The sequence below is a fragment of the Bacillus sp. EAC genome (assembly GCF_002156875.1).
GTDB lineage: Bacteria > Bacillota > Bacilli > Bacillales > Bacillaceae_G > Gottfriedia.
The window spans coordinates 299,221-317,269 of sequence record NZ_NCSY01000006.1 but is presented as its reverse complement, the minus strand read 5'-3'; the positions used below and the strand labels follow the sequence as shown (position 1 = coordinate 317,269).

The 18,049-nt window shown below is 33.5% G+C and carries 16 protein-coding genes and 1 pseudogene; 11 read left to right on the top strand and 6 right to left on the bottom strand.

Annotated elements, in window-relative coordinates:
- Positions 1-26: 26 nt before the first annotated feature.
- Positions 27-191: a hypothetical protein gene (locus tag B7R65_RS21335; RefSeq protein ID WP_179194858.1), complete on the bottom strand. Its 165-nt coding sequence runs from the start codon at positions 189-191 to the stop codon at positions 27-29.
- Between the two features lie 231 nt (positions 192-422).
- Here B7R65_RS21335 and B7R65_RS12630 point away from each other — a divergent pair, with 231 nt between their 5' ends.
- From B7R65_RS12630 to B7R65_RS12605, 6 genes and pseudogenes are all read left to right on the top strand, one after another.
- Positions 423-788, top strand: a complete 366-nt coding sequence (locus B7R65_RS12630) for a hypothetical protein (RefSeq protein ID WP_088043138.1) — start codon at positions 423-425, stop codon at positions 786-788.
- A gap of 196 nt (positions 789-984) precedes the next feature.
- Positions 985-1,366: pseudogene (locus B7R65_RS12625) on the top strand (FAS1-like dehydratase domain-containing protein).
- Positions 1,367-1,881: 515 nt separating this feature from the next.
- A complete protein-coding gene (locus B7R65_RS12620) occupies positions 1,882-2,232 on the top strand; it encodes an S-Ena type endospore appendage (protein WP_088043137.1) in 351 nt (116 codons plus the stop codon).
- 242 nt (positions 2,233-2,474) lie between these two features.
- On the top strand, positions 2,475-3,191 hold the full coding sequence (locus B7R65_RS12615; protein WP_142288243.1) for a collagen-like triple helix repeat-containing protein: 717 nt from the start codon (positions 2,475-2,477) through the stop codon (positions 3,189-3,191).
- A 322-nt stretch (positions 3,192-3,513) separates the two neighbouring features.
- Positions 3,514-4,065: a DUF1003 domain-containing protein gene (locus tag B7R65_RS12610; protein ID WP_088043135.1), complete on the top strand. Its 552-nt coding sequence runs from the start codon at positions 3,514-3,516 to the stop codon at positions 4,063-4,065.
- Positions 4,066-4,240: 175 nt separating this feature from the next.
- The gene (locus B7R65_RS12605) at positions 4,241-5,611 is read left to right on the top strand and encodes an NAD(P)/FAD-dependent oxidoreductase (protein ID WP_088043134.1); all 1,371 of its coding nucleotides are present in this window, start codon (positions 4,241-4,243) and stop codon (positions 5,609-5,611) included.
- A gap of 210 nt (positions 5,612-5,821) precedes the next feature.
- On the opposite strand, the gene gpmA is transcribed toward B7R65_RS12605, so the two are convergent.
- Positions 5,822-6,613 (bottom strand): 2,3-diphosphoglycerate-dependent phosphoglycerate mutase, encoded by a 792-nt coding sequence (gene gpmA, locus B7R65_RS12600; RefSeq protein WP_088043133.1) that lies wholly within the window; start codon positions 6,611-6,613, stop codon positions 5,822-5,824.
- 537 nt (positions 6,614-7,150) lie between these two features.
- On the opposite strand from gpmA, the gene B7R65_RS21780 reads away from it, so the two are divergent.
- From B7R65_RS21780 to murC, 3 genes are all read left to right on the top strand, one after another.
- Entirely contained in the window at positions 7,151-10,522 is a 3,372-nt protein-coding gene (locus B7R65_RS21780; RefSeq protein WP_088043132.1) for a DNA translocase FtsK, read from the top strand.
- Between the two features lie 93 nt (positions 10,523-10,615).
- Complete coding sequence (locus B7R65_RS12590; RefSeq protein ID WP_088043131.1) at positions 10,616-11,731, top strand: nicotinate phosphoribosyltransferase; 1,116 nt, start codon at positions 10,616-10,618, stop codon at positions 11,729-11,731.
- Between the two features lie 298 nt (positions 11,732-12,029).
- On the top strand, positions 12,030-13,322 hold the full coding sequence (murC, locus tag B7R65_RS12585; protein ID WP_088043130.1) for a UDP-N-acetylmuramate--L-alanine ligase: 1,293 nt from the start codon (positions 12,030-12,032) through the stop codon (positions 13,320-13,322).
- Between the two features lie 166 nt (positions 13,323-13,488).
- Here the strand turns inward: murC and B7R65_RS12580 are convergent, their stop codons facing one another.
- Positions 13,489-14,256 carry an SDR family NAD(P)-dependent oxidoreductase gene (locus tag B7R65_RS12580; RefSeq protein ID WP_088043129.1) on the bottom strand — a complete coding sequence of 256 codons (768 nt, stop codon included), beginning with the start codon at positions 14,254-14,256 and terminating at the stop codon, positions 13,489-13,491.
- A 142-nt stretch (positions 14,257-14,398) separates the two neighbouring features.
- On the opposite strand from B7R65_RS12580, the gene B7R65_RS12575 reads away from it, so the two are divergent.
- Positions 14,399-14,773: a MerR family transcriptional regulator gene (locus tag B7R65_RS12575; protein ID WP_088043128.1), complete on the top strand. Its 375-nt coding sequence runs from the start codon at positions 14,399-14,401 to the stop codon at positions 14,771-14,773.
- A 248-nt stretch (positions 14,774-15,021) separates the two neighbouring features.
- Here the strand turns inward: B7R65_RS12575 and B7R65_RS21515 are convergent, their stop codons facing one another.
- Genes B7R65_RS21515 through B7R65_RS12565 form a run of 3 tightly spaced genes read right to left on the bottom strand, consistent with a single transcriptional unit; the run spans position 15,022 to position 16,614 of the window.
- Entirely contained in the window at positions 15,022-15,300 is a 279-nt protein-coding gene (locus B7R65_RS21515; protein ID WP_218780426.1) for a hypothetical protein, read from the bottom strand.
- Positions 15,301-15,350: 50 nt separating this feature from the next.
- The gene (locus B7R65_RS12570) at positions 15,351-16,136 is read right to left on the bottom strand and encodes a cytochrome c oxidase assembly protein (RefSeq protein WP_088043127.1); all 786 of its coding nucleotides are present in this window, start codon (positions 16,134-16,136) and stop codon (positions 15,351-15,353) included.
- Positions 16,126-16,614 carry a DUF2243 domain-containing protein gene (locus B7R65_RS12565; RefSeq protein ID WP_088043126.1) on the bottom strand — a complete coding sequence of 163 codons (489 nt, stop codon included), beginning with the start codon at positions 16,612-16,614 and terminating at the stop codon, positions 16,126-16,128. Before B7R65_RS12565 ends, B7R65_RS12570 begins: the two co-directional genes overlap by 11 nt.
- A 204-nt stretch (positions 16,615-16,818) precedes the next feature.
- Here B7R65_RS12565 and B7R65_RS12560 point away from each other — a divergent pair, with 204 nt between their 5' ends.
- Positions 16,819-18,012 (top strand): MFS transporter, encoded by a 1,194-nt coding sequence (locus B7R65_RS12560; protein ID WP_256941294.1) that lies wholly within the window; start codon positions 16,819-16,821, stop codon positions 18,010-18,012.
- Positions 18,013-18,049: the final 37 nt, after the last annotated feature.

The following is an 18,049-nucleotide window of genomic DNA, read 5'->3' as shown; positions in this document are numbered from 1 at the left end:
CAAATATAACATTGGAGGATTTTTCTTTATAAATTATTATTCTGTTGTTTAATTTCTTCTCCGGCTAAAGTAATATTTGCTGTTTCGATTTCGCGATGTTCGTTTACTGACTCACCTGGTTCCAGATTATTTAGATTCGCATCCATTTTCATTTGTTCCTCGCTTATAAGGGGTTTCTTTTTCGGGTTCATTATTTGACCTCCGTTTTTATTTCGATAAGTAAGCAGTGAAGAGATTCTTATCTGACGTTAGTCTCTACGAATTAATGATCTTCATTCATGATTTTAACAGGCAGACTCTCTATCTGTGGGGCTGGAGGGTAGACTCTTATAAAAAACACTGACACTAAAGGTATCTTATTTATTTGAAAAAAATATATATTAAAATGATCCTTATTTAAGTCCTCAAAAGGATGTTAAGCTTTGTCTAATACAAATGGGTTCGAAAATGGCATTAAGCGAAAAATGATTGTAGGTGTTATTTCAAGTTTATTGTTTAGCTTTGTATTAGGAATAATGCTGCCTATATCTCAATTTGAAGTAGACATAAATGAGATAAGTTCTTTAAATAAGTTTTTTGTTAATACTATGGGATCTATAGTGATTTATATTTTATTTAGCATTCCAATAATTTTTTTTTACGGGACGATAACTTACTATTTAAGTGATTCAATCGCAAAATTTCTTTCTAGATTTACAACGGATAAGTTGAATTTATTTTATTCTGCAGTTTTTCATATTCTATTTGGTTTGCTCCACTTTATTTTAAAGTCTTCACATCAGTTCTAACTTATTATAGTTTATGGACATCGATTATTTTCTTTGTGATTGACCTATTCATTAGGAATCTCAAAAAAGTATATAGTATAACGCATGTTTTGACTTGTTGGGGAATTCTTATCATTATTTTGTTCATTTATATTCTGTATGTAATCATTTTGTTTTGAAAAAGCCATCTTAATCAATGTTATAGAAGGAGGAAAGTATGGATTTAAAAAAAGGTGATATTTTGACGTGGGAGAGGACTTTTACTAAAAGAAGATATTTTGGAGTTTGGACGTATTTCTGGTGACCAAGGTAAGCATCATGTTGAATATGATGAAAAAGGACGATTAATGGCTCAAGGTTTATTAACTGCCAGTATTGGAACAAAAATTGGTGGTGATTTAAACTACATCGCGAAAGAATTAGTCAGCGAATTTATTCGACCAGTTTTTAGTGGAGATAAGATAACATGCGAAGTTACAATTAAAAAAATTGAACAAATGGAGGGATTTAAAAAGGTAGAAATTGAGTCAGTATATCATAATCAAAAAGGGAAGGAAGTCATGAGAGGGTCAAGTCATGGTATAATTCGTGACGAGTAAGAGATGAGAAGTTACGGAACTCTTTATTCACTAAAAATAGCGCGCGAGTTTAATCACACTAGATAAATTTGCCACGTATTGGGATACCCGAAATGTGGTCTTTTTTTTGTGTAATAAAATGACGATTTTGAACGAATTCCCCCAAGTTTTTGTCCAAACAAAAGAACTTGTTTAAACATATAATAAGGGTTCAAATAATTATGTTGTATGAATAAACAAACATGGAGTCTTCTCACCATAATCCGATGAAATGAATGCCAATATTTAATGAAAGAGACTAGCGGGTGTTGAAAATCTAAGGGGTAATGAACGGATTAGAAGGATTAGAAAAAACAGATGAAGTGTAAAGTACGAACAAAAATCCGCTTTTTAAACTAATGTTTAAGTTAAGTAAATAGTAATTCCCCCAAATTAATAAAGAGTTATTTGTTCAACAAAATAGTAATCACAGCATCTAATGAAATATGGTTTGATGTACAAGCTATCGACTATTTATTTGGAAGGAATTAGATATTATGTGCGGTTCAAATGGATCTTGTTGTCCTCCGGCTCAAATATTTCAAGAACGAATTTGTGGTAACTTTAATGGCTCGACTATCGGGGTAACTGATGAGATAGTATTTAACGCCCCTCTTGGCGATTATTTTGAAGGGACTTTTGAGATTTTTAATTCAGCTTCGAGCATTACAAGTGTCACAGGTACTGTGAATTCTTCAGCTGCTCCTCCAACAACCCCAGTCGGACCTGTTCCCCCCGGAAATACGTTTGCTAGTGCAGTAAAAAATCCGACTTCTTTCTCAATACAAGTGCCTTCAGGAACAAATGGCACTTACTGCATTACGCTTTATAAACGTATTTTAGCTTAGAGCTGACTTAGCATTTAAAGTCAAAAAGGAGGACTTTTCATCAAGAAGTACTCCTTTTTATGTATGATTTTTTCTATTTGTGTAGATTACTACATTAATTAATCTATTTTAGAAGTTTAAGAGATTGAAGCAGAATTAAACATATCCATTTTTAGATGTATTTATCTTATTGTAAGAACCAACTTGTCCAATTTTCATAGGATAAAAAAAGATATAAATATTATACGAGAGAGGTGCTTCAATTGTCACCAATACCAAAAAGACCAACGGGACCAACAGGACCAACAGGACCAACAGGACCACCGGGAGTAAGAGGACGAAGAGGTGAAGAAGGAGACGAAGGAAAGAGAGGGAAAAGAGGTGCGACTGGTGCGACCGGTCCAACTGGACTACCAGGTGTAACTGGAGCGACAGGCGCAACTGGGGAAGCTGAGGGATGTCTTTGTGATTGCTGCGTTACCCCAATGCAAAATGTTTTACAGCAACTTATTGGAGAAACAGTGATCATTCTAACTGTAGCAGATACTCCAAACACGGAACCATCTCTATCAATGGTTACACCGACCTCAGTCAATGACTTTTTAGCTTTTGTAACAGATGGAGTCACAAATTCTGTCGTCACAATAGCAGATGTCATAGCTACAGGATTCATTCCTCCTGGGCCACGTATTATCTTAATTCCGCCTATTGACTCTGGGTGTGAATGTGATTGTCGTGAAAGACCTTTAAGAGAATTATTTAATACACTTATCGGTGCAAGAGTAAGTATAAAGGTTAGTAATGGCTCGTTAGCTGAGAACTTTCTAGTGGAGGGAACAGGTCTAGGAATTGTAATTGGCTTATTAACGATTAATGATGGTGCTGATACGATTAGAGTGGCTTTTTCATTATGCCATGTTACACAAGTCATTTTAAATCCTCCAGTAAATTCAGCGAGAAATAGGACGTTTTTCTCCTAAAAAGAAAGTAATTAATTATTTAAATAAGACTTTAATTAGTAATGGAGAATTTAATGAACTTCAATCAAAATGATAGTATCGTTGATATTCTAATAGAATAGTATAGTCCAAACTAAAAAGTTAACATATAATGATATGGTATGAAAAAAAAGCGAGGTGAAACTGTTTTATGAGTAGTCCCAGTATAGGGGAGTCGGATAAGTCATCGACACCAGAGGAAGTCTATCAACTGAATAACCATGGTGGGTTACTGCATAAAATAGAATCCACTTAATAAGCTTTTGAAAAATGACTTCCTCTTAAAAAGGAGGAGGTTTTTGAAATGGTTCAAAACATTTGGAAGCAAATTAATTTTAAAAAGCAAGAAAAAAAGACGAAGAAAATTCAAGGATTTGATATCGATTTAAACCAGGAAAACTTATCAAGAATTGATCGACTTGTCGACCGGTATGAGACGGAAATTCTTAACCAATTAAATAGTGATTACACGCAACGAACGAAGTGGTCAGATCGAATTGCAGATAAAATTGCACAATTTGGAGGCAGTTGGAAATTCATAATTTGGTTTGGATGTACTCTTGCCTGCTGGATATTATTTAATAGTATATCGTTTACAAAGGGATTTCATTTTGATTCACCACCTTTTATACTTTTGAATTTATGCTTATCTTTTATAGCTGCATTTCAGGCACCTGTCATTATGATGAGTCAAAATCGTCAAGCATTACGTGATAAACACGAATCAGTAATCGATTTTGCAATTAATTATAAAGCAGAACAAGAGATTGATGATATGCAAAGACGTCTTGGTAATATTGAAAGTCAATTATCAGAGATTAAAGAATTACTAAAACAACAGAAAAAAGAAATGTGATTTCTATAGCATGAGGCTCTCATAGATTGGGAGCCTTTTTAATTTATAGTTCTTTTCTAATAGAGTGTTTTTTATAAAAAAGGTTTAGGGGGAAAATTGTCTACTATCTCAACATCATGAACCTATTGTAAAATAATCTTATAATTAATTAGTTAAATTAAGAAGGTGTGTAAGAATGTATGACATTACAATTATTGGCTCAGGAGTTAGCAGCATTTTTTTAGCTTATAAATTGGCTCAATGTAATCAAAAAGTATTAATTCTTGAAAAAGGTAAGTCTTTAGAGGAGAGAGAATGCCCTTTAGATCGAGGGGAAAAATGTGATTGTAATGTATGCGGAAAATACTTTGGGTTTGCTGGTCTAGGCAAATCAGAAGGTAAGTTTAATTATACAAGTGATTTTGGTGGAGAATTAGAGCAAAAAGTAGGAAGAGAAAATCTTTTGCATTTAATGGATGAAGTAGACGAAATTATTTGTCGTTATGGAGGAAGCTCCGTTGAAAAATATTCAACAGTAAATCAACAACTAGCAAGGAAAGCGGAAACGTGTAGCTTGCAAATGTTAACTACTGAGGTTAGGCATTTGGGAACATCTCTTTCAGCAAAAATTTTCCAAGAGATTTATAATGTGTTATCTAACAAAATTGATATAAAGTTTGAGGTCGACGTACAGGAAATAAAGAAAGAAGATAATATTTTTACTTTAATGACTAATCGAGGGAATATACAATCTCAGAAAATCGTTTTAGCAACTGGCCGTTCAGGAACAGAATGGTTAAATAAGCAGTGTTCGTCTCTAGGTGTTAAGCAAGGTAAAACCCGTTTGGACTTAGGTATTCGGGTAGAGATGAAAGAGCAGCAGCTACGATCAATTTTACAGGAAACGTTTGAAACGAAACTTGCTTATGAATTTGAAAATAGTATATCAACTACATATTGTATGAATCCGAAAGGAAGAATTGTACGTAAATACCAAGAAGGTTTAGTTATGCCGGATGGTCAGAATTTTAGAGAACAAGATACAGGAACTTCAAATTTAAATTTTACCTTATTTACACCAACTTATTTTAAAACGCTTCAGGAAGCAAATAAGTATGCACATGAAGTGATTGGAAAAATTAATAAAGGTTCAGATCGTATACTCGTACAACGGCTAGGTGATTTAAAAAACGGAGAGCCAACAACAAAAGAAAAAATGACAAACAATCGTGTAAAACCTAGTTTAGAAGCTGAATTTGGTGAACTGATTAATGACGTTCCAGCTTTATATCTTCAGATCGTACAAGGGTTTTTAAATCAATTAGAGATGTTTATTGAAGAAGAGATAGATGAAGATACGCTACTATATGGGATTGATGGAAAGTTTTACTCTCCAATTATAGAATCGAATACAAATTTCGAAACTAGTATTCAAGGTCTATTTGTAATAGGAGACTGTTCAGGAGTTACTCATTCATTATCACAAGCAGCGGCAAGTGGTATTTATTTAGGTAAAATATTAAATAAAGAGCATTCATATCGCTTAGATGTTAATTTATTTCAGTAAACTAGCTTAGCTTGTATGAGTAGTATTGAGTGGGTATATGTTTTCAAATTCACGAGAATAAATTTTATGAAGCAAACAAATAAGATCACTTTTATAAATAGAAACAAAGTATACGAAATTAATCAATAAAAGAAAGGCTGTCGACTTTTTCGACAGCCTGAGGAAATCAAAGTGATTTTCCTTTTTAACATCTACATGTATAGATGATTATTATTCCTCCTGAGGACTAATATGAGGATCACTGTTCCCTTCATTGTCGAGTAGTTCGGGAGGAATATGCTTTGGAATTACTCCTGAAGGAACTTCCCCATCTAAACTTAAATAGTAATGTCTTATCGGCTTTAAATTGTCATCCAATTCATACACTAAAGGTATACTTGTCGGTATATTTAAAGAGGCTATTCCGTCAGCGGAAACTTGGTCTAGATAATGGACGATCGCTCTTAAAGTATTACCGTGCGCGGAGATAATCACTTTTTGATTGTTTCTCAATGCAGGTTCAATTGACTCGTTCCAATATGTCATTACACGCTTTTCTGTATCCTCAAGACTTTCTGTAAGAGGAAATTCGTTATCCTTTAAGTCTTTATAGCGAGGTTCATTTATTTCATATCTGGGATCATTTGTCTCCAATGAAGGAGGTCGTACATCCATAGATCTTCTCCAAGTCTGTACTTGTTCTTCACCGTATTGTTTCGCAGTCTCTTCTTTGTCTAGTCCCTGCAGCGAACCGTAGTGACGTTCATTCAATCTCCAAGTTTTGTAAACTGGTACCCACATGAAATCTATTTCGTGCAAAATAATCCATAAAGTACGAATTGCTCTTTTTAAATAAGATGTATATGCAAGATCAAATGTATATCCGTTCTTTCTTAAAATAATACCAGCTTCTCTTGCCTCAGTTAATCCTCTCTTCGATAAATCCACATCGGTCCATCCAGTAAAACGATTTTCAACATTCCATAGGCTTTCGCCGTGGCGTATAAGAACGAGCTTAATCATAAGATTCTCCTTTTTGGATATCAAATATAGCTTAGTTTGTATAAAAACTAAATTTTTGATTCAGTTTCATTTTGACGAAAAGGTGGATATGTAATGCATGCATAAACAAGTCAATTTTATATTAAGTTGTTTTTAGAAATAGGAATCAAATGAACATCAACAGTGTAATATTAGTAAAATTTATGGGCTGACTGTGTCAGCTCTTTTTTTTGTTTTCTTCTTTAAAAGTTTTTTGTTTTGAATAAGGTTTTCATACGAGAAAAATTGCAGTTAAAGATGGAGTGTGTAGCATTTATCCTGGAGTGGAAATCAACTAATTTTCTTTTAAAATAGCAACAAAATTAGAATGAAAATTGGAAAAAATATATAACATTTTTAATCAACTTACGATAAAAAAATTACAACCATTTTATTAAATTAAAAGATTGCAATAAAAATATATTAGTCATAGCGTAATTTGTAATAATATTGTGTTTTTTGTCACTATGTCACATGGTAAAATAGAAGATATGAATTGAAATAGAGAGAGTGAGAAAAATGAAAAAATGGTTAAAGAGCCTATTTAGGGGAAATAGCCTTAATGAGATTGAAGAAGAGATTGACGAGACACCATCTGAGGCTAGAGTATTTACATCACACTCTATCGAAAAAAAGAACAATGAATATGAACGTCCAAACTTCAGGTTTCCACTTGAATTAGATGATGATATACCAATAAAACAAGAAGAACAAGAGGTTGAACCAGTATTTCACCAGCCGAAAAATTATGACTTCTGGCAAAATCAACAACAAACGATTACTCGACTTAAAAAAGATGAAATCGAGCCTACGTACAATGATAGAACTCATTATTCGAATAAAGAGGCATTATATACTTATGAAAAAGAGAATGTATCTTATATTACTGAGCAAGTAGAACCACCTGTTCAAGAAAAAGAAGAAAAAGTAGATATCGTCTTTCGTCCAAAACGCAAAACACCTTTTCGACCAAGCGAATATATTTCGCCTATTTACGGGTACCAAAAACCTGTAAATACTAATCAAGATGACCATAACGAAGTTTCAAATGAAAATGAAGAAACAAATACTGCTTCATATGAAAATCAGTTTACTAGTAACTCGAATTTAAACGGTTCAGCTGAAAGTGTTGTTGAAATTGAAGCTTTTAATCAGACGAATAAGCTTGAAGAAACTGTAGAAATGACTAATCAAGTTCACCAGGTTAATGAAAATCAGAATGTTACAGCGAATGAACTAGAAGATCAACAAGATGAAATAAATAATCTAGACATACTATCACAAGAAAAGTTAAGTCAGGAAATTCTTACAGAAGAAATAGTTGTTGAAGTAACAAATGAAGTGAATGAACTTCCAATTAAAACTGAAAATGAAAACATTGTAGAAAAAGAAATTTCAATTGAACAACCAGATATCACTGTTCATATTGAATCTGATCAATTACAAGAAAAAAGGCTTGAAGAAAACTTAGTTCAAGAAGCAGAAAGCAGTAACGAACCTATTCAAACAGAAGAAAAAGAAGAGATTGATGAGTTTGTCAATGATGTACAAGAATTTGTTGAAATTGAAGAAGTTAAAGAAGAAGTATTTGTTAGTGGACAATCAGAAGTTGAAAGCGAATTATTCGTTAGTGAACAATTAGAAGTTGAAAGCGAAGTATTCGTAAGTGAACAACCGGAAGTTGAAAACGAAATATTCGTAAGTGAACAATCAGAAGTTGAGAGCGAAGTATCCGTAAGTGAACAATCAGAAGTTGAAAGCGAAGTATTGGTAAGTGAGCAATCAGAAGTTGAGAACGGAGTATTTGTAAGTGAGAAACCAGAAGTTGAGAACGAAGTATCCCTAAGTGATCAAACAACAATTGAAGAAGTAGTACCTTCAATAGAAGAATCAAATTCAATTAGTGCTCATGTTCATTCAGATGAAAAAACTATTCAGACTGATGAAGTAATCGAAGCGACCGAACAAAAGGAAGAAGTTAAAAGAGAGAAAAAGCGTCATTTTCCTTTTAATGTAATGATGTTAAGAAGTGATGTTGAGGCGGCTAGAAAAGCTAATATTATGAGGCAGCTACGTCAATTGCAAAATGAAACAGCTGTAACAGTTGAAAAGGTAAACGAAACTCCAGTAATTGAGGAGCGTATTGATGAACTTGATGCACCTACTAAGGAAACAGTACAAGTATCAGAAGCGTTTATGAATGAAAATCCATCAAACGAATTAGTTACAATCGAAGAAGTTAATAATCCAACTGATTCAGTAAATCATGTTGTTGAAATTGAAGATGAGAAAGTTGAACATATTTTCCATCCAATTAATGAAACGATTCAAATAGAATCTACGATTATACAGGAAGTTCAAGAAAAGAGTGAGTTTGTTGAAGATACTTCTAACACTGAATTAACTAATTCGAACCAAACAACACTTGAAAAAGTAGCTCCTATTGTAGAACCGGAAATTCCAGTTATGCCACCAGTTCTTTATGAATTGCCTGGTTTAGATTTATTGAATGAGCCTCCTTTCGAACAATTTAATGATGGAGATTGGGTTGAGTCACAAAAAGAATTATTACAAGAAACTTTACACAACTTCAATGTTGGAGCGAGAGTAATAGCTGCAACACAAGGTCCAACTGTTACTCGGTTTGAGGTTCAGCCTGATCCTGGCGTAAAGGTAAATAAAATAACGAATTTACAAGATGATATTAAATTAAGCTTAGCAGCTAGAGATATTCGGATTGAAGCACCGATTCCTGGAAGAAGTGCCATTGGTATTGAAGTACCAAATCGTGAAAGTAAGCCAGTGTATTTAAGAGAGTTAGTGAGTAAAGAGAAATTCCTTCAAAGTGACTCACCTTTAACAGTAGCATTAGGCCTTGATATAGGTGGAGAGCCTGTATATGCAGATATTGCAAAAATGCCGCATGGTTTAATTGCTGGGGCAACTGGTTCAGGAAAAAGTGTTTGTATCAATTCAATCTTAGTTAGTATTTTGTACAAAGCTAAACCCCATGAAGTGAAATTAATTTTAATTGATCCAAAAATGGTAGAGCTAGCACCATATAATCATATACCACATCTTCTTTCACCAGTAATAACTGATGCTCGCGCAGCAACAGCAGCGTTAAAATGGGCATGTGATGAGATGGATCGACGTTATGATTTATTTGCTCATGCAGGGGCAAGAGATATTAAACGATACAATGATTTAGCTCGAAAAAAGGGTGCGTTTAATGATGAACTACCTTACTTAGTTATTATTATTGATGAGTTAGCGGATTTAATGATGGTTTCACCTGGAGATGTGGAAACATACATTTGCCGAATTGCACAAAAGGCAAGAGCGTGTGGTATCCATTTACTAGTTGCTACCCAACGTCCATCTGTTGACGTTATTACGGGGATAATTAAGTCAAACATTCCAACTCGAATTGCATTTACTGTATCTTCTCAGGTTGATTCAAGAACAATTATTGATATCGGGGGAGCAGAAAAGTTACTTGGACGAGGAGATATGTTATTCTTAGATAATGGAAAATCTCAAGCAGTTCGTTTACAAGGCGTTTTTGTTTCTGATGATGAAATCGAACAAGTAGTCGAAATTGTAAAAGATCAACAAAAACCAAATTATTTATTTAATCAAGAAGAACTAGTTGCAAAAGCAGATGCACATGATGTTGACGATGAGCTTTTCGGTGAAGCTGTAGAATTTGTCATTGACCAAAAAGGCGCATCCGTTTCGATGCTTCAAAGACGTTTTAGAATTGGATATAACCGTGCAGCTAGATTAGTCGATTTAATGTATGATCACGGAATAGTATCAAATCAGAATGGAAGTAAGCCACGAGATATACTCGTTACTTTAGAGGAGTTTCGTTCAGAGGAAACTTGAAACTTGAAACAATTCAAAAGTAAGTAGCGAATGTTAAAGTATTTTTGACTAATACTAGAAAAATAGAACGATACTATCAGCAGGTGAAGATTCATGGAAAAAGAATTAGATTTAAAATTACAAGGTAAAATTAGCCGTTTAACGAATCAAACGTTCAAATTTGATGATCGTATCGGTGAAGGCTGGTTTTCAGCCGTTTACTTTTTAAAAACGAGAGAAATAATTAGAAAACAAAAGCCAGATACAGAAGTAACAATGCAATTCTTTCAAAGAGAAAATGCAGTACTTTGCGGTACAGACGAAGCAATTGCAATCCTTCAAACATTCGCAGACAATCCAGAAAAGCTTATTATTCACTCATTAAAAGATGGCGATAAAATTGAACCATTTGAGACCGTATTAACGGTAACTGGTAAATATGCAGATTTTGGTTTTCTTGAGGGAATTATCGATGGAATTTTAGCAAGACGTACTTCGGTAGCCACAAATGTGTACAATGTAAAGCATTCGGCCAAATCGGCGGGGGTTAAAAAACCTGTTATTTTTATGGGGGATCGAGATGATCATTTTACTACGCAAGCCGGTGATGGATATGCAGCATTTATTGGTGGTGCAACCGCACAAGCAACACATGCGATGAATGAGTGGTGGGGCAATGAAGGTATGGGAACGATGCCTCACGCATTAATTCAAATGTATAATGGAGACGTTGTAGAAGCTGCTAGAGCATATACAACTGTCTATCCAAAAGATGATTTAATTGTTTTAGTTGATTATAATAATGATGCAATAAGTGATGCATTAAAGGTTGCTCGTGAATTTGGACATAAATTGAAGGCTGTCCGTGTTGACACGTCTAAAACAATGATTGATCAATACTTTATTGGCAATCCTGAACTACTAGGTACTTTTGATCCTAGGGGAGTAAACCCACCATTAATTTTTGCGTTACGTGAGGCACTCGATAAAGAAGGCTATAATCATGTACAAATAGTAGTTAGTGGAGGCTTTACAGTAGAAAGAATCTTAGCGTTTGAAAAACAAGGTGTACCTGTAGATTTATATGGCGTTGGGGGAAGCTTGTTAAAGGTTAACATAGGCTTTACTGGAGATAATGTAGAGTTAAATGGTCAACCGCAAGCTAAAGTAGGGCGTAAATTACGTGAGAATCCTCGCTTAGAAAAAGTAGAGATGCACCCTAAATTATAATTCGATGTTTTTAATATCAGTTTCATAGTATTTTAACATTGGCAATTCTAATTAATTTGTCTGAATTGCCAATTATTCCCTTTTAGGACATCTTAAAATAAATAGTCCTACTTCACTTTAAGTGATATAATACTATTTGCGTAAAAATATAAGGTAGTTATCATTAAAAAATAACTAGACTCGGCAACGTAATAATGCATCAATTTCAAAATTATTGATGCCATTTCTTTTATTCACACATATACTGTCTAAGAGATAGGCCGTTGTATTAGTGATCGATTTTGGAGGTTCTTTTAATATGACAGTTTACCATTTTGTAGGAATTAAAGGTACTGGAATGAGTGCTTTAGCACAGATTTTACATGACTCTGGTTTTAACGTTCAAGGTTCAGATCATGAGAAGCACTTTTTCACTGAAAATGAATTACGTAAAAAAAATATTACTATTTTACCTTTTGATAAAGAAAATATAAAAGAAGGTCAATTTGTCATAGCTGGCAATGCTTTTCCTGACACTCATGAAGAAATCGCTGCTGCTATTGAAAAAGGGATTCCAATGGCTCGTTATCATAAATTCTTAGGTGAATTTATGAATAAGTATACAAGCGTAGCAATTACGGGAGCACATGGTAAAACTTCAACGACAGGTTTACTTGCACATGTTGTATCTGGTGCACGTCCGACTTCATTCTTAATTGGTGATGGTACTGGTAAAGGTGAAAAAAATAGTCAATATTTTGTGTTTGAAGCTTGTGAATATCGCCGTCATTTCCTTTCTTACTATCCAGATTATTGCATTATGACGAACATTGATTTTGATCATCCTGATTATTATAAGAGCGTTGATGATGTATTCGATGCATTTCAACAAATGGCTGATCAGGTTAAAAAAGGTATCATAGCATGTGGAGATGATGAACATCTTCAACGAATTTATGCAAAAGTGCCTGTAATGTATTATGGATTTAATGAGGATAATGATTTCCAAGCTCGTAACATTGAAAAGCATACAAATGGTACAACATTTGATGTGTTCGTACGTAACACTTATTATGCGACATTCGATATTACAGGTTATGGAGACCATAGCATTTTAAATGCTTTAGCTGTCATTGCATTATGTCATTATGAAGAAATAGAAGTAGACATCATCAAAGAGAGATTACTATCTTATGGTGGAGTAAAACGTCGCTTTAGTGAAAAAAGATTTGGTGATCAAGTACTGATCGATGATTATGCTCATCATCCTACTGAGATCCAAGCAACGATTCAAGCAGCGCGTCAGAAATATCCAGATAGAGAAATTGTAGCTGTATTCCAACCACATACATTTACCCGTACAAGCAAGTTTTTAGCGGAATTTGCGGGAACATTGGAAAAAGCGGATAAGGTCTATTTATGTGATATCTTTGGGTCTGCAAGAGAAGAAAAGGGCACTTTAACAATTGAGGACCTATCTTGCAAGATTAAAGGTGCTGAACTATTAACAGACGACAATATTAAAGCGTTACAAAAGCATAAAAATAGTGTGTTAATTTTTATGGGCGCTGGTGATATTCAGAAATATCAGGCAGCTTACGAAAAGCTATAAGTTAGTAAAACCGTTTATGATAAAACATAAACGGTTTTTTTGTAAGGAACAACTGAATGAAGCAGATACGACACATTAATGTTTACTTTTTGGAACTAAAAAAATTAGTTTTTACTATAAAAAGCTCAGGGAAGAAAGTTTCCTGAGCTTTTTAAATAAATATTAATTAACTTCTCATTCTTACAGCATAAGGATAAATTGGATCTATTAAATGAAACTCATAAGTAAGTCCATCAACTTTTCCAACTACCTTTTCACTATCGTATAGATCAAGCATAAATCCTGCCATTTCTTTAGCTGTATGGTATTTTGGAAGAACACCTTCAAATTTAAGATTTTCTTCTAAGTCGTAGGATACTCTTGCAAATTCAGTTTCTGTAGCTGCTGGAGCTAGAACTTTAGCTTGCATTTTTGCACCTTTTTCTTTTAATTCATGTGCAAGTCCTTCAGTAAATGCACTTACATAGAACTTTGTAGCACAGTAAGTTACTGCATCTCCAATAATTGTATAACCACCACCTGAAGAAACATTAATGATTTGTGTTCCTTCAACTGCAGAATAGTCACGTACAAAAAGAGAAGTTAAAATTGTTAAAGCTTCAATATTTAAATTAAGCATTGTTTCGATTTTTGTTAAATTTTGTTCACCAATTGATGCGAAATTTCCGAACCCTGCATTATTAATCCAAGTCTCAATTTGGTATTCCTTTAATTCTTCATATAATGCAAATGCATTTTTCGTATTAGATAAATCAACAGTTTTTATAATTACATCTAATTCGGAATTTACTTTTGCGATTTCTGATTTAAGTTTTTCTAACTCCTCAGTTCTACGTGCGACGATGACTAAGTTTTTACCACGGGCAGCAAAAGCAAGGGCTGTTTCATATCCAATTCCTGAACTTGCACCCGTAATAACTGTATATTTTTTCATTACATTTCCTCCTACTATTTTGATTTATTTAAGCTGAAATTGATTGTCTAACTAGTATGGATTTATTATACTGGTTAGAGTAAACTCTAAGTCAAATCTATTTTTTACACTTGAATAGCATTAGTTAAAGATGGAGGTTTTTATGTATTCAATTGGTGAAGTAGCACAAGTATTAGGAATTAGTACACATACATTACGTTACTATGAAAAGGAGAATATCATTCTTCCAGATCGGAATGAAAATGGAGAAAGAAAATATACTGAATCCCACCTCCAATGGCTAAGATTTGTTTTAAAATTAAAAGAGACGCAAATGCCAATCACTAAAATAAAAGAATATGCACACTTGTTCACTGAAGGCGAACATACAGCATTAGATCGATTAAAACTATTGGAAGTTCATAAAAGTTCTATTGAAAACCAATTAAAGATACTTGAAGACACGAATAAAATGCTAGAACATAAAATTAGTTCATATAAAATAATGATTCGGAATAAAGATGAAGTTCAGATTTAAAATATGGCCAATAAAAAAACCTTATTGATTATAAAACCAATAAGGTTTTTTTACTCAATCGACTCTTTCTCTTTTACGTAACCCTAGTAAACCTGCTAATCCAAATAATCCCAAACATCCATAGTGGACATCATCGTTATTCGTGATAACTGGATTTGCATCAGGAGTTAGGGTTGCGTTTTTATGATAGTAATTACTATCATTCGAATAATGATTATTCAGCTTGTTATAATTTACGTTATTACTTTTTATTTGGTTAACATTTGTATGTTAAATAAGTCATTATTTGTGTTCGTCAAGATATTATAACGATCGTTTGTCTCATGGTTAGGATCATAAACATTATAGTCGTGAGTATTATGACCATGTTTATTATTACTTTTGTAACTTGGCCCGATTGGCATAGAATCAAAAATTGCTGCAAAGATACTCGTTGAAACTACAAATGATAGTGATAGTGTGCATAATGTAAGATAAAATTTGTTCGTTTTGAACCCTCCTTCGTTATGCACTATTCCTTTGTGCATAACAAGGGGATCTATTTATGCCAAATAAGACCATGGTTGTTTTTAAAGCTTTATATTAATGCATCGTATTTTCGAGATTGAGAAGCTTTATACCATTGAAAACAAAGTATAAAGATAATCATTACTTCAATTACATCGCCACCATAATACATTAGCTCTCCACCAATTCTTCCGTCTAGAAAGGAAACCGAATCAGGAGGATGAGCGTAGATATACTTTGAAAGGATTTCGTGACCGGCTAATGATAGTATCAATATGATGGATCTAAAGTGAAAACTATATGGATGAGGAGTCGGTTCAATATATATCATTGAAATCGTAAAGAAATACCCAGCTAAAAATAGATGGATATGTACGATTATATGCAAAACACCGTTTTGGTGAGTTGCACTATATAATGATGTAGTATATAAAAACCATAGTCCAACTATATTAAGCAAAGATGCAATGGATGGATTACTTACCAATTTAATGAAAGGACTTCTAATAAAACGAGATAAACGTCGAGCATAATAAACATTTAGTGTCCTTAATAAAAGAGTCATTGGCGCTGCAAGTACTAACATGAGAGGGGCAAGCATGCCAAGTAATAAATGTGTAATCATGTGAAATACAAAGTGATGATGGGCAAGTTTCGCTATAGGACCAATTATTGATACAGTTATACAAACAAGTCCTATTATCCAGCAATAATAACGATAGATTGGCCATTTTTTATATTGGTTGCGTGCTTTTTTTGCGAAATATATATAGAAAAACAAAAAAACTAAGATGAATAGTAAAAAAATAATGCTAAATGGAGTCGTACTTAAATGAAGAAGATGTTCAAACTTCATTTCGAGGGGTTCCTATTTTTTTATTCCGGGTCCTCATGATAAGTAGAAATCCGCATAAAACAATTACTGCTGCTGTAATATTCCATGTTAAGTCATAAGGTAAAATGTCTACTTTATAACGAATTTGATGAAGTCGCATTAATTTATGTTGGATTGTACCGTCGTACAATTGAAACAATCCTGCGCCTAGGAATAATCCTCCGCACCATCTTTCAATCCAAAAAACTTTGTTTCGGCGAAGATTGGCAAGCATAAATAATGACGCGATCGTCGCAAACCAACTAAATGCGTGAAGTAAGCCATCAGAAATAAGACCAAGACCTGTAGTGGATTTATCATAAAAATGATGCCAATGTAGAAGTTGATGAAAAACCGTCTCATCAATAAATGCAATTAAACCGAGTCCGAATAAGATTCCTGACCATAAATTACGACTTGAATTGTTTGTAATTGTTTGTTCTTTTGAATTACTTGCCAATACTCATTACCCCTTTTATCTTCATTAATTCCAACCATTTCCTTTCAAAGTTTACCCTTGCTATTAAAAAAAATGCGTAATTCCATCTGATATCTACATAATGCTAAATGACTAATTACCTTTAAATAACATCAGTACAAGACAAGCCATTGGGTAAAGTAATGATATTGAAAAATTTGAGGGACGTAGGACATGGAGGGAATAATGGATACAAAACAAAAATGGAGTTTATGGGCATTATCTACAGTTCCTTTGGTTATGACCTTAGGGAATTCTATGCTTATTCCCGTCCTACCAACTATTGAAAAAAAACTAGCAATTTCTGATTTTAAAGTTTCAATGATTATTACGGTTTATTCTATTGTTGCAATCCTTCTAATTCCGATTGCAGGTTATTTGTCTGATAAATGGGGTAGAAAAAAAGTGATTATTCCTAGTTTGATTATCGCGGGGATTGGAGGGTTTGTTACAGGCTGGGCTTCTTGGAAGTTAGAAAATCCCTATACATGGATCATTCTCGGAAGAATTATTCAAGGAGTAGGTTCAGCAGGAGCAATGCCAGTTGTGATTCCATGTGTTGGGGACATGTTTAAAGATGAAAAAGAAGTGAGCTGTGGATTAGGACTGGTCGAAACTTCTAATACATTTGGTAAAGTGTTAAGTCCGATACTTGGTTCTATACTCGCATCTATTATTTGGTTTCTACCATTTTTTTCAATTCCGATTTTATGTGCGATTGCCATACTACTTATTTTAATTTTCGTTAAACCACCAAAGCAGAAGAAGGAAATCAAATCTTTTAAAAAATTTCTTAAATCGATACGGAAAATATTTTACGAAAAAGGTACCTGGCTTTTTACAATTTTTATTCTTGGAACAATCATTATGTTTATTTTATTTGGCATGCTCTTTTATCTTTCGACGATATTAGAAAAGCGTTACGATATATACGGAATTTGGAAAGGATTTGTTTTGGCTATTCCATTAGCAGCTTTATCACTTACTTCATATTTAACGGGTAAAAAAATTGGTGACCAAAAAAGTACGATGAAGAAGTGTATAGTTATAGGTTTTGTATTCATAAGTATTTCGTTCGTTATACCAATTTTTATAAAGAGTATTGTACCCATCATTGCTACTTTATTATTAAGTGGCATTGGGATTGGACTCTCTTTGCCAAGTTTAGATGCTTTAGTTACAGAAGGTATCGAAAAAGAGGAAAGAGGAACAATTACGTCACTTTATAGTTCTCTTCGATTTTTTGGAGTTGCATTAGGACCACCGTTATTTGCATTTTTAATGAAAGGTCCAGATAATAATATGATGTATCTTTCGATGGGTTTAGGAATAATCGGTATTTTTCTAACCGTTAAATTCATTAGGACGAACGAAAAATAGGTATAATTGAAAACCCTAGTATGTAAGAGATATTTTG